Raw genomic sequence first — 13321 nt, 5'->3', positions numbered from 1 at the left:
GGATCCCGCGACCCACCGGGCCGCGCGAGCCGGCTCCCGCCTCACTCCAGCACCGCACCCGTCGACGCCGACCCGACGAGCTTGGCGTATTTCGCCAGCACCCCCCGGGTGTACCTGGGCGGGAGCGGCTCCCAGCCGGCGCGGCGGGCCTCGAGCTCCGCCGGGGCGACGAGGAGGTCCAGCGTGGCGTTCGCGACGTCGAGCCGGATCGGGTCGCCGTCACGCACGAACGCGATCGGCCCGGCGTCGACGGCCTCCGGTGCGACGTGCCCGACACACAACCCCGTCGTGCCGCCCGAGAACCGGCCGTCGGTGAGCAGCAGCACCGTCTTGCCCAGGCCGGCGCCCTTGATGGCGCCCGTGATCGCGAGCATCTCGCGCATCCCAGGGCCGCCCTTCGGCCCCTCGTACCGGATGACGACGACGTCGCCGTCGGTGATCGTGCCGTCCTCGAGCGCGTCCATGGCGGCCCGCTCCCGGTCGAACACGCGCGCCGTGCCCTCGAACACGTCCGAGTCGAACCCCGCGGACTTCACGACGGCGCCTTCGGGCGCGAGGGTGCCGTGCAGGATGCTGATGCCGCCGGTGCGATGGATGGGGTTGTCCAGCGCACGCAGGATCTTTCCGTCCGGGTCAGGGGGCGCGATGGCCTCGAGGTTCTCCGCGACGGTCCGCCCCGTGACGGTCAGGCAGTCCCCGTGCAGGAGCCCGGCGTCGAGCAGCGCCTTCATGACGACCGGGACGCCCCCGATACGGTCGACGTCGTTCATCACGTACCGGCCGAACGGCTTGAGATCGCCGAGGTGCGGGACCCGCGCCGCGACGCGCTGGAAGTCGCCGAGCGTCAGGTCCACCTCGGCCTCGTAGGCGATCGCGAGCAGGTGGAGGACGGCGTTCGTGGAGCCCCCGAACGCCATGACGACGGCGATCGCGTTCTCGAACGCCTCCTTCGTCATGACCTGCCGTGCGGTGATCCCCTGCCGGAGCATCTCGACGACCGCCTCACCGCTGCGGTGCGCGAACGCGTCGCGGCGACGGTCGGCCGACGGCGGCGCCGCCGATCCCGGGATCGACATGCCCATCGCCTCGGCCACCGACGCCATGGTGTTCGCCGTGTACATCCCGCCGCACGCGCCCTCGCCGGGGCAGATGGCCCGCTCGATGCGGTCGACGTCCTCGCGGCTCATGAGCCCGCGCGCGCACGCCCCGACGGCCTCGAACGCGTCGATGATCGTCACGTCCTTCTCGGTGCCGTCCGAGAGCTTCACCCAGCCGGGCATGATCGAGCCGGCGTACAGGAACACGCTCGCGAGGTCGAGCCGCGCGGCCGCCATGAGCATCCCGGGGAGGGACTTGTCGCACCCGGCGAGCAGCACGGAGCCGTCCAGTCGCTCCGCCTGCATGACGGTCTCCACGGAGTCGGCGATCACCTCGCGCGACACCAGCGAGAAGTGCATCCCCTCGTGGCCCATCGAGATGCCGTCCGACACGGAGATCGTGCCGAACTCGAGCGGGTAGCCGCCGGCCGCGTGCACACCGCTCTTGACGGCGTCGGCGAGCCGGTCGAGCGACAGGTTGCACGGCGTGATCTCGTTCCACGAGCTCGCGACGCCGATCTGCGGCTTCGCGAAGTCCTCGTCGCCGAGGCCGACGGCGCGGAGCATCCCCCGTGCTGCGGTCGCCTCCAGGCCGTCGGTGACCTGGCGCGAGCGGGGCTTGATGTCCGGAGCGGTGTCGGGGGTCGCAGTCATGTGCCGAGCCTAGGCAGCGGGCGCACGTCAGGCATCCGGCCCCAGGGGAAGGTCGCCGACTCCGTGCGCCGTCGGTGGTGACGACGTCCGTGGGACGGTCGCCGGTGGGGCCGACGTTCCGGGGCGCTCGCCGACGTCGGCCCAGCGCTGCAGGCGCTCGATCACGGTGCCCGGCGGCACGTCGATCGGCGGCAGGCGCACGCTCCCCGAGTCGTGCTCGACGACGACGACCTCGGACCACGTCGGGCGGTCCGGCACATCGCCGTGAACGGCGCGGACCGCAGCACGCTCGACGCGGAGGGGGCGGTGGCGCCGCTCGAGGATCAGCTCGTCGTCCGTCAGCACGAGCGAGGTTCGGCCGTTCAGCAGGACTGCGACGCTGAGCCCAACGAACGCGACAACAACGGCGACGATGATCGGCGCGCGATCGTCACCCCTGGCCAGCTGCACCGTCCAGTACCCGGTCCAGAAAAGGCCGAGGCCGACGGGGACCCACAGCACCGATGTCTGCTTGGGCGATCGGCCGACGATCTCGCGCACCGCTCGGCTCCTCGACGTGGGCGACGGCGTGCCCCCTCCCGGCGAGCATCCCGCACGGCGCCGGACGCCGCACGTCGATCGAGTCAGCGCCGGATGAGAGACACGTCGCGCACGGCGCCGCGGTCGGCCGACGTCGCCATCGCCGCGTACGCCTGGAGCGCCGGCGACACGTACCTGTCGCGGCCGACGGGCTGCCAGGGGTGCTCGCGTGCCTCCATCTTGGCGCGGCGCTCGGCGAGCACCGCGTCCGGGACGTTGAGGCGGATGAGCCGGGTGTCGACGTCGATCTCGATCTCGTCGCCGTCCTCGACGAGGCCGATCAGGCCACCCGCGGCCGCCTCGGGCGAGACGTGCCCCACGGAGATCCCGGAGGATCCGCCCGAGAAGCGTCCGTCGGTGATGAGCGCGCACACCTTGCCGAGGCCGCGACCCTTGAGGAACGACGTCGGGTACAGCATCTCCTGCATGCCCGGGCCGCCCGCGGGGCCCTCGTAGCGCACGACGACGACGTGCCCCGGCTGGACCTGCTTGCTGAGGATCTTCTCGACAGCCTCGTCCTGCGACTCGCACACCAGCGCGGTCCCGACGAAGTGGAAGACGTCGGGGTCGACGCCGGCGGTCTTGAACACGGCGCCGTCGACGGCGAGGTTGCCGCGCAGCACCGCCAGCCCGCCCTCCACGGTGTAGGCGTGCTCGAGGTCACGGATGCAGCCCTCGGCGGCGTCCGTGTCCAGGCTCTCCCAGACGTTCGACGTCGAGAACGCCTGGGTCGTGCGCACCCCGCCCGGCGCCGCGTGGAACAGCTCGACAGCCCGGTCGGTGGCCAGTCCGCCCCGGATGTCCCAGTCGTCCAGCCACGCGCGCAGCGTCGGCGTGTGCACGGACGTGACGTCGTGGTCGAGCAGGCCCGCGCGGTCGAGCTCGCCCAGCAGGGCAGGGATCCCCCCGGCGCGGTGGACGTCCTCCATGTGGAAGCTCGGGTGGTTGGGAGCGACCTTCGACAGGCACGGCACGCGCCGGCTGAGCCCCTCGATGTCGGCCAGCGTGAAGTCGACCTCGCCCTCCTGTGCCGCGGCCAGGATGTGCAGCACCGTGTTCGTCGACCCACCCATGGCGACGTCGAGGGCCATCGCGTTCGTGAATGCGGCCTTCGTGGCGATGGAACGCGGCGCGGCGCCGTCGTCCTCCTCGTCGTAGTAGCGACGAGCGAGCTCGACGATCGTGCGACCCGCCTCGAGGAACAGCTCCTTGCGAGCCGCGTGCGTGGCGAGCGTCGAGCCGTTGCCCGGGAGCGACAGGCCGAGCGCCTCCGTGAGGCAGTTCATCGAGTTCGCCGTGAACATGCCGGAGCACGAGCCGCACGTGGGGCAGGCGTTCTCCTCCACCTGGGCCAGCGCGTCGTCGGACACGTCGTCGTCCGCCGAGTAGTTGATCGCGTTGACGAGGTTGAGCGGCGTCCGGGCCACGCCGTCGGCCACCACCGCCTTGCCCGCCTCCATCGGCCCGCCGGACACGAAGACCACGGGGATGTTCAGGCGGAGGGCGGCGTTGAGCATGCCGGGCGTGATCTTGTCGCAGTTCGAGATGCACACGAGGGCGTCGGCGCAGTGCGCGTTCACCATGTACTCGACGGAATCGGCGATGAGGTCGCGGCTGGGCAGCGAGTAGAGCATCCCGCCGTGGCCCATCGCGATGCCGTCGTCGACGGCGATCGTGTTGAACTCCTTCGCGACGCCGCCCGCCTCCTGGATCGCCGACGCCACGAGATCGCCCATGTCCTTGAGGTGCACGTGCCCGGGGACGAACTGCGTGTACGAGTTCGCGATCGCCACGATCGGTTTGCCGAAGTCGTCGGACCCCATGCCTGTCGCACGCCACAGGGCGCGCGCGCCGGCCATGTTGCGGCCGTGGGTGGACGTTCGAGAGCGCAACGGGCGGCTCATGTCAGCTCCTCAGGCGAGTGCGCGCCCGCGCATGGGCGCCGCGCCACGGTACGTCGCGTCCGCGACGAGGCGGGTCAGGCGTCCGCCCTGTGGTCCCCACGAGCGGCACCAGCGCCTCATTCGCCGGCGGTGTGGACGCCCTCCATGGTGTCGGCGCGTCGGACGTGCCGCGTGACCCACGGCGACAGCGCCCACACCACCCCGGCGCACGCCAGAGCGACGGCCCCGGTCCAGCCGAAGTACGCCGTGTCGGACGCACCGTCCGTCACCTGCACGAGCTGGGCCGTGATCGCCTGCCCCGCGGACGAGGCGAGGAACCAGAGCGCCATCGCCTGGCCCCGGAACGCCCGTGGCGCGAGCAGCGTCGTCGCCGCCAGTCCCACCGGCGACAGGCACAGCTCCCCGAGCGTCTGCACCACGTACACGACGACGAGCACCCACGCCGGCGCGAGCCCCTCCCCCACGACGGCCGAGGCGCCGGAGAGGAACAGGAACGACGCCGCCGCGAGCGCCAGGCCGATCGCAAACTTGTACGGCGTCGGCGGGCGATCCCTCGTCCGGACCCAGAGCCAGGCGAACAGCGGCGCCAGCACGATGATCGCGGCGGGATTCACGGACTGGAAGAACGCCGGGCTGACCTCGACGCCGAAGAGCTCGAGCTGCGTCCGGTCCCGCGCGAACGTCGTCAACGTCGTCGCCGCCTGCTCGAAGATCATGAAGAAGACCATCGCCGCCACGAACAGCGGGATGTACGCCACGAGCCGCGGCCGTTCGACGTCTGTCACGCGCGGCGAGCGGTACATCACCACGAAGTACAGGATCGGCGCGAGCAGCGCGAGGTAGCTCAGTGCGTCCACCACCGACGTGATGCCCCACGAGCCGGCCACACCCACGGCGACGAGGTAGATCAGCGCGACACCGCCGACGATCATCGCGCCGAGCCGCACGATCTTGCCCCGCTCTCGCGGCTCGATCGGGTTCGGGACGTCGTCGCCCGCCCCGGGCAGGAACCGGCGACCGGCGACGAAGAACACGAGGGCGACGCTCATGCCGACGGCGGCGACGGCGAACCCGGCGTGGTAGCCGCCGATCTGGTTGGCGATCCCGACGAGGATCGGGGCGAACAGCGACCCGATGTTGATGCCCATGTAGAAGATCGAGAACGCCGAGTCGCGGCGTGGGTCGTCCCGCTCGTACAGCTCACCGACCATCGACGACACGTTCGGCTTGAGCAGACCGGTGCCCCACGCCACGAGGACGATGCCGAGGTACGTGAAGCCGGCGCCGGGGACGGCGAGGAAGACGTGCCCGGCGGCGATGACGATCCCGCCGTACAGCGTCGAGCGACGCGCTCCGATGACGCGGTCCGCCACCCGCCGGCCACCGACAGCAGGTACACCGCGCTGCCGTAGATGGCGACGAGCGCCTCGCCTGTGACGTCGTCGAGCCCCAGGCCGCCGTTCGCGATGGCGTCCGTGAGGTAGAGCAGCAGGATGGCGCGCATCCCGTAGTAGCTGAACCGCTCCCACAGCTCCGTGCCGAAGAGCGTCATGAGGCCGCGCGGGTGGCCGAAGAACGTGCGCTCGCCGGGCACGACGGCGGACGGCGGGCGATCCGGACCGGCCGCGGCTGCCATGGGGGCGATCGTGGCATCAGTGGGTGCGGGCGGCATCCCGCCCGCGTCGGCCGAAACTGAATGACGGACGTGTGCTCCGACGCGTTGCTCGTTGACATGCCGGTGCCCGGCGCTCATAAGGTTCACCCATGACCGACACCACGCTCGAGCGCCTGGCCCGCTCCGTCATCTGGCCGGGCTTCGCCGGCACCGTCGCCCCCGACTGGTTACAGGAAGGCCTCGAGGGCGGGCTCGCCGGCGCCGTGCTGTTCGGGCACAACCTCGCCGCGAACGACCCGGGACCGGATGACGACGCGCGCGCCGTCGCCGACGCTGCCCAGCTGAGCGCCCTGTGCGGCCAGATCCACGACGCCCGCGACGGCACGCTCATCGGCATCGACGAGGAGGGCGGGCTGGTGACGCGGCTGCACTCGCGGCGCGGCTCCTTCGCCCCCGGCCACGGCGCGCTCGGGCGGTACGACGTCGAGAGCGCCACCCGGCGGGTCGCGCGGCAGATCGCCGGCGAGCTGCGCGAGGCCGGGGTCGACGTCGACCTGGCACCGGTTGCCGACGTGAACGTCGACCCCCGCAACCCGGTCATCGGGACCCGGTCCTTCGGGGCGGACCCGGCGCTGGTGGCGCGGCACACCGCTGCGTACGTCGCAGGGCTGCAGTCGGGCGGCGTCGCCGCGTGCGCCAAGCACTTCCCCGGCCACGGCGACACGCACCTCGACTCCCACCACGACTCCCCGCGCGTCGACCTCACGATGGACGAGCTCGAGCGCTGGCACCTCCCGCCGTTCGCCGCGGCGATCGAGGCCGGCGTCCGCGCCGTCCTCACCGCGCACATCACCGTGACTGCCCTCGGCGAGGAGCCGGCCACGGTGAACCCCGCAGCGATCGCCCTCCTGCGCGACATGGGGTTCGACGGCGTCGTCGTCACGGACGCCATCGACATGGCCGCCATCCGGGCCGTGTACGGGCGAGGCCCTGGGGCGGTCCGCGCCCTCGCGGCCGGCGTCGACCTGCTGTGCCTCGGCAACGGCGGCGCGCACGCCACGCTGCCCGGCGCCGCCGGCTATGACGAGCTCGAGTACCGCGAGGTGCTCGCAGCGATCGTCGGTGCCGTGGAGAACGGCGACCTCGCGGCGTCGCGGCTCGAGGAGGCGGCGCGTCGCGTCGCGACGCTGTCGGACTGGGTGGCGACGGCGCCGGTCGCGTCCTCCGCCGGTCTCGACGCCGCCGGTGCCGTCGAGATCGCCGCCACGGCGTGCGCCGTGACGGGTGACGTCCGGGTCACCGCGTCCCCGACGCTCACCGTGCTGGACGCACGCTCGGCGGTCAACGTCGCCGCCGGACGCGGGGCGGACCTCGTGAGCACGGCGTTGCGCGAGCGGACGCCGATCCACCGGATCGAGCTGCGCACCCAGGTCGACCACGGGCGCAGCGTCGCCGACGGCGCCCGCGCGGCCGTCGAGCGCGCGGAGGGCGAGGTCGTCGTCGTCGTCGACGCGCCGCACCGGATCGCCGACGAGGCAGCCGCGCTCGCGGCCACGCTCGAGAAGCGAGCGGACGCCGTCGTCGTCGTGCTCGGCTGGCCCGACGACCCGCGGCTCGGCGAGGGCGGCGTGCTGAGCGGCACGGACGGGACGCCCGTCGCCCCGACCCGGGTGCTGCACACGTACGGCAGCTCGGCGGTCAGCGCACGCGCCGCCGCCGAGCTGCTGCTCGGGCCGGCCTGAGGGGGCCGAGCAGCCCGCGGGAGGCGCTGAGGCCTCTCGCGGTGCGGCCACGAACCTCTCGCGAGGGGGCCACGAACCTCTCGCGAGGGGGCCACGAACCTCTCGCGACGGGTCGGCGTCAGCGGGCGAGGCGGCGCGCGGGGTCCGGCGAGGCGGCGAGCAGCCGCTGCGTGTACTCGTGCTGCGGGTCGGAGATGACCTGCTCGCTGGGCCCGCGCTCCACGACCTTGCCGTGGTACATCACCAGCGTCTCCTCGGAGTACGCCCGTGCGCTCCCCAGGTCGTGCGTGATGTAGAGGACGGCGATCCGCTCCTCCCGGCGCAGCGTGTCGATGAGGTCGAGGATCTCCCGCCGGATCGTCACGTCGAGCATCGACACCGGTTCGTCGGCGAGCAGAACCCGCGGCTGCGCGGCGAGCGCCCGCGCCACCGAGACGCGCTGCCGCTCACCGCCGGAAAGCTCGTGCGGGAACCGCGTGAGGTAGCGCGTCGACGGCCGGAGGTTCACCCTCTCGAGCAGGGCCAGGCTCTGCTCCCGCACCTCCTCGGGCGTGCGTGCGTGCCCGTGGATGCGGAGCACCCGCCCGAGCACGTGCTCGACCCGGTGCAGCGGGTTGAGCGACGCGAACGGGTCCTGGAGCATCATCTGCACCGACCCGCAGTACCGCGTGAACGCCTTGCCCCGGACGGCGTGCACCGGCTGGCCGTCGAGCAGGATCTCCCCGGACGTCAGCGGGTGCAGCTGCGCCATGAGCCGACCGACGGTCGACTTGCCCGACCCGCTCTGCCCCACGAGCGCCGTCGTGCGGCCGCGTCGCAGCTCGAACGAGACGTCGTCGACGGCACGGAACGTCGCGGCGTGGCCGAACCGCCGCCCGCCGGCCGCGCGGAACTCCTTGACGAGACTCCTCGCCTCGAGCACGACGCCGTCCGGGTCGCCGCCGGCGGCCGGAGGGGTGGTCGTCGAGCTGTTCGCTGTGCTCACGGTGTTCACAGTGCGGCTCCCATGGCCTGCAGCGAGCCCATGAGCTCGCGGGTGTACGGGTGCTGGGGCTCGCGGTACACGTCCGCCGACGAGCCGTACTCGACCAGGCGGCCGGACAGCATGACGGCGATCGAGTCGCTGATCTCGAGCAGCAGCGCGAGGTCGTGGGTCGTGAAGATGATCGCGAACCCGTACTCGTCGCGCAGCGCCATGATCTGCTCGATGACCTCCCGCTGGACCAGCAGGTCGAGCGCCGTCGTCGGCTCGTCCATGATGATGAGGTCCGGCTCGAGCACGAGCGCGATGGCGATCGCGACGCGCTGCTTCATGCCGCCCGACAGCTCGTGCGGGTAGGATCCGACGCGGTCCGGCTCGATGCCGACCTTCTCGAGCATCGTGCGGGCGAGCGCGTCGCGCTGCGACGCCGTCATCTTGGGGCGGTGCACCCTCAGGACGTCGTCGAACTGCGCCCGGACCGTCGTCACCGGGTTCAGGGCGTTCATCGCGCTCTGGAACACGACGGCGATCTCGGACCACCGGAAGGCGCGGAGCGCGGTCTGGGTGAGGCCGAGGACGTCGATCGCCGTCGTCGCGCCCGTTCGCGTCGAGCGGCGGTGGTACAGGATCTCGCCCTGCGTGACCTCCGCCGGATCGCGGAGGAGCCGCGTGACGGCGTTCGTCAGCGTCGTCTTCCCGCTGCCCGACTCACCCGCGAGGCCGAGGATCTCGCCCCGGTGGAGGGTCAGCGTCACGTCGCGGACGGCATGGACCACCCCTTCGTCGGTCGGGTAGTCGACGCTCACGCCACGGATCTCGATGACCGGCTCCGACCCGGAGTCCGGGTTGTCGCGGATGACCGACGGCGCCGCCTCGAGGTCCGACCGCACCCGGCCGCCCGCCGTGTCGCCGGTGACGGCGAGCTCCTCGGCGGCGATGGACTCCTCGGAGATGGCCGGTTCCGCGCTGCCGCCGGCGAGGGCGATCTCGCTCGTGACGCCCTCGAGCGCCTGGGCCCGGCGTCCGATCCGCGCCGGCTGCCGGCGCTTCTTGCCGGTGCGCAGGCGCGGGTTGGCGTACTCGTCGATGCCGAAGTTGATGAGCGCGAGCCCGGCGCCCAGTGTGGCGATCGCGAGACCCGGCGGGACGAACCACCACCAGGCGCCGTACAGGAACGCCTGGGAGCTCTGCGCGAAGTAGAGCATCGAGCCCCAGCTCGTCGTGGTGAGCGAGCCGAGCCCGAGGAAGGACAGCCCGGCCTCGCTCAGGACGCCGCCGATGACCATGAACAGGAACCCGGAGGCGATGAGCGGCATCTCGTTCGGCACGATCTCCGCGAACACGATGCGCCACTTGGACTCGCCCGTCGCACGCGCGGCCTCGACGAAGTCGCGCCGGCGCAGCGACATCGTCTGCGCGCGCAGCACGCGGGCCGAACCGGCCCACGACGTGATGGCGATGACGACGGCGACGGCGACCATGCCGCGGCTCGGCAGGTATCCGGTGAGCACGATGAGCAGCGGCATCGACGGGATCACGAGGAAGACGGCGGTGACGATGTAGAGGACCTCATCGGTGACCCCGCGGAAGTACCCGCCGATGACGCCGACGAGGATCGAGATGATCTTCGCGATGATCGCCGCCACGATGCCGACGGCGAGCGAGACGCGTGCGCCGTGGACGAACTGGGAGAAGACGTCCTGGCCCGTCTGGGTCGTGCCGAACCAGTGCGCGCCGGACGGCGGCTGCAGGATGTCGGCGCTGCTCGCCGTCGGCGAGTACGGGGCGATCATGGGGCCGAACACGGCGAGGAGCACGAACGCCAGCGAGATGATGAGGCCGGCGCGGACCTTGCCGGACTGGGGCCAGATCGTCGCGAGGAACTTCCTCCCGCGCGAGGTGCGGGCGGGACTCTGGGTGGACATCAGCTCTCCTGCCGGGTGCGCGGGTCGAGGAACACGTACAGGACGTCGGCGATGAGGTTCGCCACGATCACGGCGAGCGAGATCATGAGGAACAACCCCTGCATGAGCGGGAAGTCCGAGCCCTTGACCGCGTTGAACAGCGAGTACCCGATCCCCGGGTAGTTGAAGATGACCTCCGTCAGCATCGACCCGCCGACGACGGCGCCGAGCGAGAGGGCGAAGCTCGTCACGTTCGGCAGGATCGCGTTGCGCGCGGCGTATCCGAACATCACCATCCGCTGCGGGAGGCCCTTCGCCTCGGCCATCGTCACGTAGTCCTCACCGAGGATCGTGACGGTCATGTTCCGCATGCTCATCACCCAGCCGGCGAACGACGCCAGCACGATGGTGATCGCGGGCAGCAACGCGTGCGATATCACCGACCCGATGAACTCCGGCGTCCACCCGGGATCCAGTGAGGCGTCGTACGCGTTCGAGTACTCGAACCAGCCGAGGTTGACGCCGAACACCATGACGAGGATGAGCGCCATCCAGAAGTACGGCACGGCGTTGAGGAAGGTCAGGGCCGGCAGGAGGTGGTCCGACCACGAGCCGCGGCGCCACGCGAACACGATGCCGAGGCCCGTGCCGATCACGAAGCTGATGATGGTGGTCACGCCGATGAGACCGATGGTCCACGGCATGGCGCTCGCGACGATCTGCGTCACCGGCACGGGGAACTGCGACAGGGAGAGCCCCAGGTCGCGGTTCCACAGGTCGACGAGGTACTGGCCGTACTGCACGATCAGCGGGTCGTCGGAGATGCCGAACGCCTCGCGGAGCGCCGTGATCGAGTCGGGGTCGATCTGCCCCTCGAACTTGGCCAGGAGAGCGGACACCGGATCGCCCGGCATGAGCCTGGGGATCAGGAAGTTCATGGTCAGCGCTGCCCAGGCGATGAACAGGTACAGCGCGATCTTGCGCAGCAGGTAGCGCATCACACCTCGTCTCTATCGCCACCTGCCGGTGGCCTTGCTTTGCCCGCACAGGGAGTCCCCGGCGGCGGCCCGCCCGGGCGCACGAAGCGTCCGGGCGGGCCGAGTCGGTCACTCCACCGGGTCGAGGTTCATCACCACGAGCAGGTTGTCCGGGTACGTGTACGGCGTCGGGTTCGCGTACGGGTCGTCGTCGTTCGGGAAACCCGAGAAGTTCGCCGTGCGGTTGAGCCCCCAGGTCGGCGACTGGAGCATCGGGATGACGGGCAGCTCGGTCTCCATGATCTCACCGAGCCCGACCACCGCGGCACGCTGCGCCTCGGGGTCGTTCGTCGCGGCGAAGTCGGCGAGGAGCTGGTCCGTCTCCGGGTCCTCCCACCGCGAGTAGTTCGTGATCGCCTGCTCGCCCGCGGGGGCGGACAGCGCCGACGACATGAACGCTCGGTAGAAGAAGTACGGCGAGGTGAGGATCCCGGCGTTCGCCATCGCGACCTCGAACGAGCCCGCGCGCAGCCCGTCGGACCACTCCTGGGTCGCGACGCCCTGCGGCGTCATCTCGATGCCGACGGCGGCGAACTGCTCCTGCAGCAGGGTGACGATGGAGATCCAGTCGGCGAAGTCCGACGGGACGCTCAGCGTGAACGCGAGGCGCTCGCCGGCGGGCGTGGTGCGGATGCCGTCGTCCCCGGCCGTGTACCCGGCGGCGTCGAGGATCGAGTTCGCCTCGTCGACGTTCAGCTCGAGCGGCTGCGTGTTGTCCTCGGCGAAGTCCTGCTGCGCTGGCAGCACGAGCCCCGTGGTGGTCGCCGGCTGTGCGTGGCCCGCCATCGCCGTGTCCGACAGCTGCTGCCGGTCGATCGCGAGCAGCATCGCGCGACGCAGCTCGATGTCGTCGAAGATCGGGTTCTGGTTGTTGAGGACCAGGTGCACCATCCCGGCGCCCGGGAACCAGTAGTGGTTGTTCTCCGGGTCCTTGTCGATGAACGCCTGGTCCACGTTGGCGAGGAATCCGCCGGCCCAGTCGATCCCGCCCTCGCCGAGCTGTGCGGTGAAGGTCTGGTTGGACATGGCCGGGTAGTCGATCTGCTCCGGGCCGACCTCGTCCGCGTTCCAGTACGTGTCGTTCTTCTCCAGCTGGTACAGCTGCTGGGAGAACCGCATGAGGTCGTACGGGCCCGAGCCCACCGGGTCCTCGTCGACGTACTCCGCGATGATCTCCTGCTCGCCGTACACGTGCTCCGGCACGATCACGCTGTTGCCGATGCTCGGGATCAGCGAGAACGCCGGCTCGGAGAACGTGACCTCGACGGTGTTCCCCTCGCCCGCGGCCGCGGCCTCGATCGGCAGCGCGCTGCCGTTGATCGCCGGCTCGTCCCGCATCGCCTCGAACGTGAAGACGACGTCGTCGACGGTGAGGTCCTCGCCGTCCGACCACTGCACACCCTCGCGCAGCGTGATCGTGAGCACGGTGCCGTCGTCGTTGAACGTCATGTCGGTCGCGAGGAACGGCGTCCCCTCGCCCGGCCGGAAGCCGGTGTACGCCATGAGCGGCTCGTAGATGAGCCCCTTGGCCCCGGTGAGCGCGCTCGGCGAGAACGGGTTGAAGTTCGACTGGAAGCTCGGCAGCGTCGACGCGTACACCGTGAGCGGCTCCTGCGCGGACGCGCCCTCGTCGCCGTCGCCGCCGCCGGTCTCGTCGTCGGTGCCGCCACCGCCGCAGGCGGTGAGCGTGAGCGCCAGAGCTGCGCTCGCGGCGACGACGGCGCCCCAGCGCCGTCGGCCGGATCGGGTGGTGTGCATTCTCTTCCCTTCGGTCGGACCCCGGGGTGCGCGCATCGCGCACCCCGGG

At 71.3% G+C, this 13321-nt stretch carries 9 protein-coding genes; 1 reads left to right on the top strand and 8 read right to left on the bottom strand.

What is annotated here, in order from left to right; genetic code table 11:
* Nucleotides 1–41: 41 nt before the first annotated feature.
* From ilvD (BCAV_RS07065) to BCAV_RS07050, 4 genes are all read right to left on the bottom strand, one after another.
* A complete protein-coding gene (gene ilvD, locus BCAV_RS07065; RefSeq protein ID WP_015881904.1) occupies nucleotides 42–1751 on the bottom strand; it encodes a dihydroxy-acid dehydratase in 1710 nt (569 codons plus the stop codon).
* A gap of 27 nt (nucleotides 1752–1778) precedes the next feature.
* A complete protein-coding gene (locus BCAV_RS07060; protein WP_015881903.1) occupies nucleotides 1779–2291 on the bottom strand; it encodes a hypothetical protein in 513 nt (170 codons plus the stop codon).
* A gap of 83 nt (nucleotides 2292–2374) precedes the next feature.
* Nucleotides 2375–4234: a dihydroxy-acid dehydratase gene (gene ilvD, locus BCAV_RS07055; protein ID WP_015881902.1), complete on the bottom strand. Its 1860-nt coding sequence runs from the start codon at nucleotides 4232–4234 to the stop codon at nucleotides 2375–2377.
* Between the two features lie 116 nt (nucleotides 4235–4350).
* Complete coding sequence (locus tag BCAV_RS07050; protein ID WP_245528967.1) at nucleotides 4351–5607, bottom strand: peptide MFS transporter; 1257 nt, start codon at nucleotides 5605–5607, stop codon at nucleotides 4351–4353.
* Between the two features lie 391 nt (nucleotides 5608–5998).
* On the opposite strand from BCAV_RS07050, the gene BCAV_RS07045 reads away from it, so the two are divergent.
* Complete coding sequence (locus BCAV_RS07045) at nucleotides 5999–7591, top strand: glycoside hydrolase family 3 protein (RefSeq protein WP_015881901.1); 1593 nt, start codon at nucleotides 5999–6001, stop codon at nucleotides 7589–7591.
* 118 nt (nucleotides 7592–7709) lie between these two features.
* On the opposite strand, the gene BCAV_RS07040 is transcribed toward BCAV_RS07045, so the two are convergent.
* The 4 genes from BCAV_RS07040 to BCAV_RS07025 all read right to left on the bottom strand — a co-directional run bounded on the left by BCAV_RS07040 (nucleotide 7710) and on the right by BCAV_RS07025 (nucleotide 13272).
* Nucleotides 7710–8576: an ABC transporter ATP-binding protein gene (locus BCAV_RS07040; protein ID WP_245528966.1), complete on the bottom strand. Its 867-nt coding sequence runs from the start codon at nucleotides 8574–8576 to the stop codon at nucleotides 7710–7712.
* 5 nt (nucleotides 8577–8581) lie between these two features.
* On the bottom strand, nucleotides 8582–10498 hold the full coding sequence (locus tag BCAV_RS07035) for a dipeptide/oligopeptide/nickel ABC transporter permease/ATP-binding protein (protein WP_015881899.1): 1917 nt from the start codon (nucleotides 10496–10498) through the stop codon (nucleotides 8582–8584).
* Entirely contained in the window at nucleotides 10498–11475 is a 978-nt protein-coding gene (locus tag BCAV_RS07030; RefSeq protein ID WP_015881898.1) for an ABC transporter permease, read from the bottom strand. The genes BCAV_RS07035 and BCAV_RS07030 overlap by 1 nt, the downstream gene beginning before the upstream one ends.
* Before the next feature lie 108 nt (nucleotides 11476–11583).
* Complete coding sequence (locus BCAV_RS07025; RefSeq protein WP_015881897.1) at nucleotides 11584–13272, bottom strand: ABC transporter substrate-binding protein; 1689 nt, start codon at nucleotides 13270–13272, stop codon at nucleotides 11584–11586.
* Nucleotides 13273–13321 lie beyond the last annotated feature (49 nt).

Source organism: Beutenbergia cavernae DSM 12333 (assembly GCF_000023105.1).
In the GTDB taxonomy this organism is placed as follows: domain Bacteria; phylum Actinomycetota; class Actinomycetes; order Actinomycetales; family Beutenbergiaceae; genus Beutenbergia; species Beutenbergia cavernae.
This window is presented reverse-complemented; position numbering and strand designations above follow the sequence as displayed.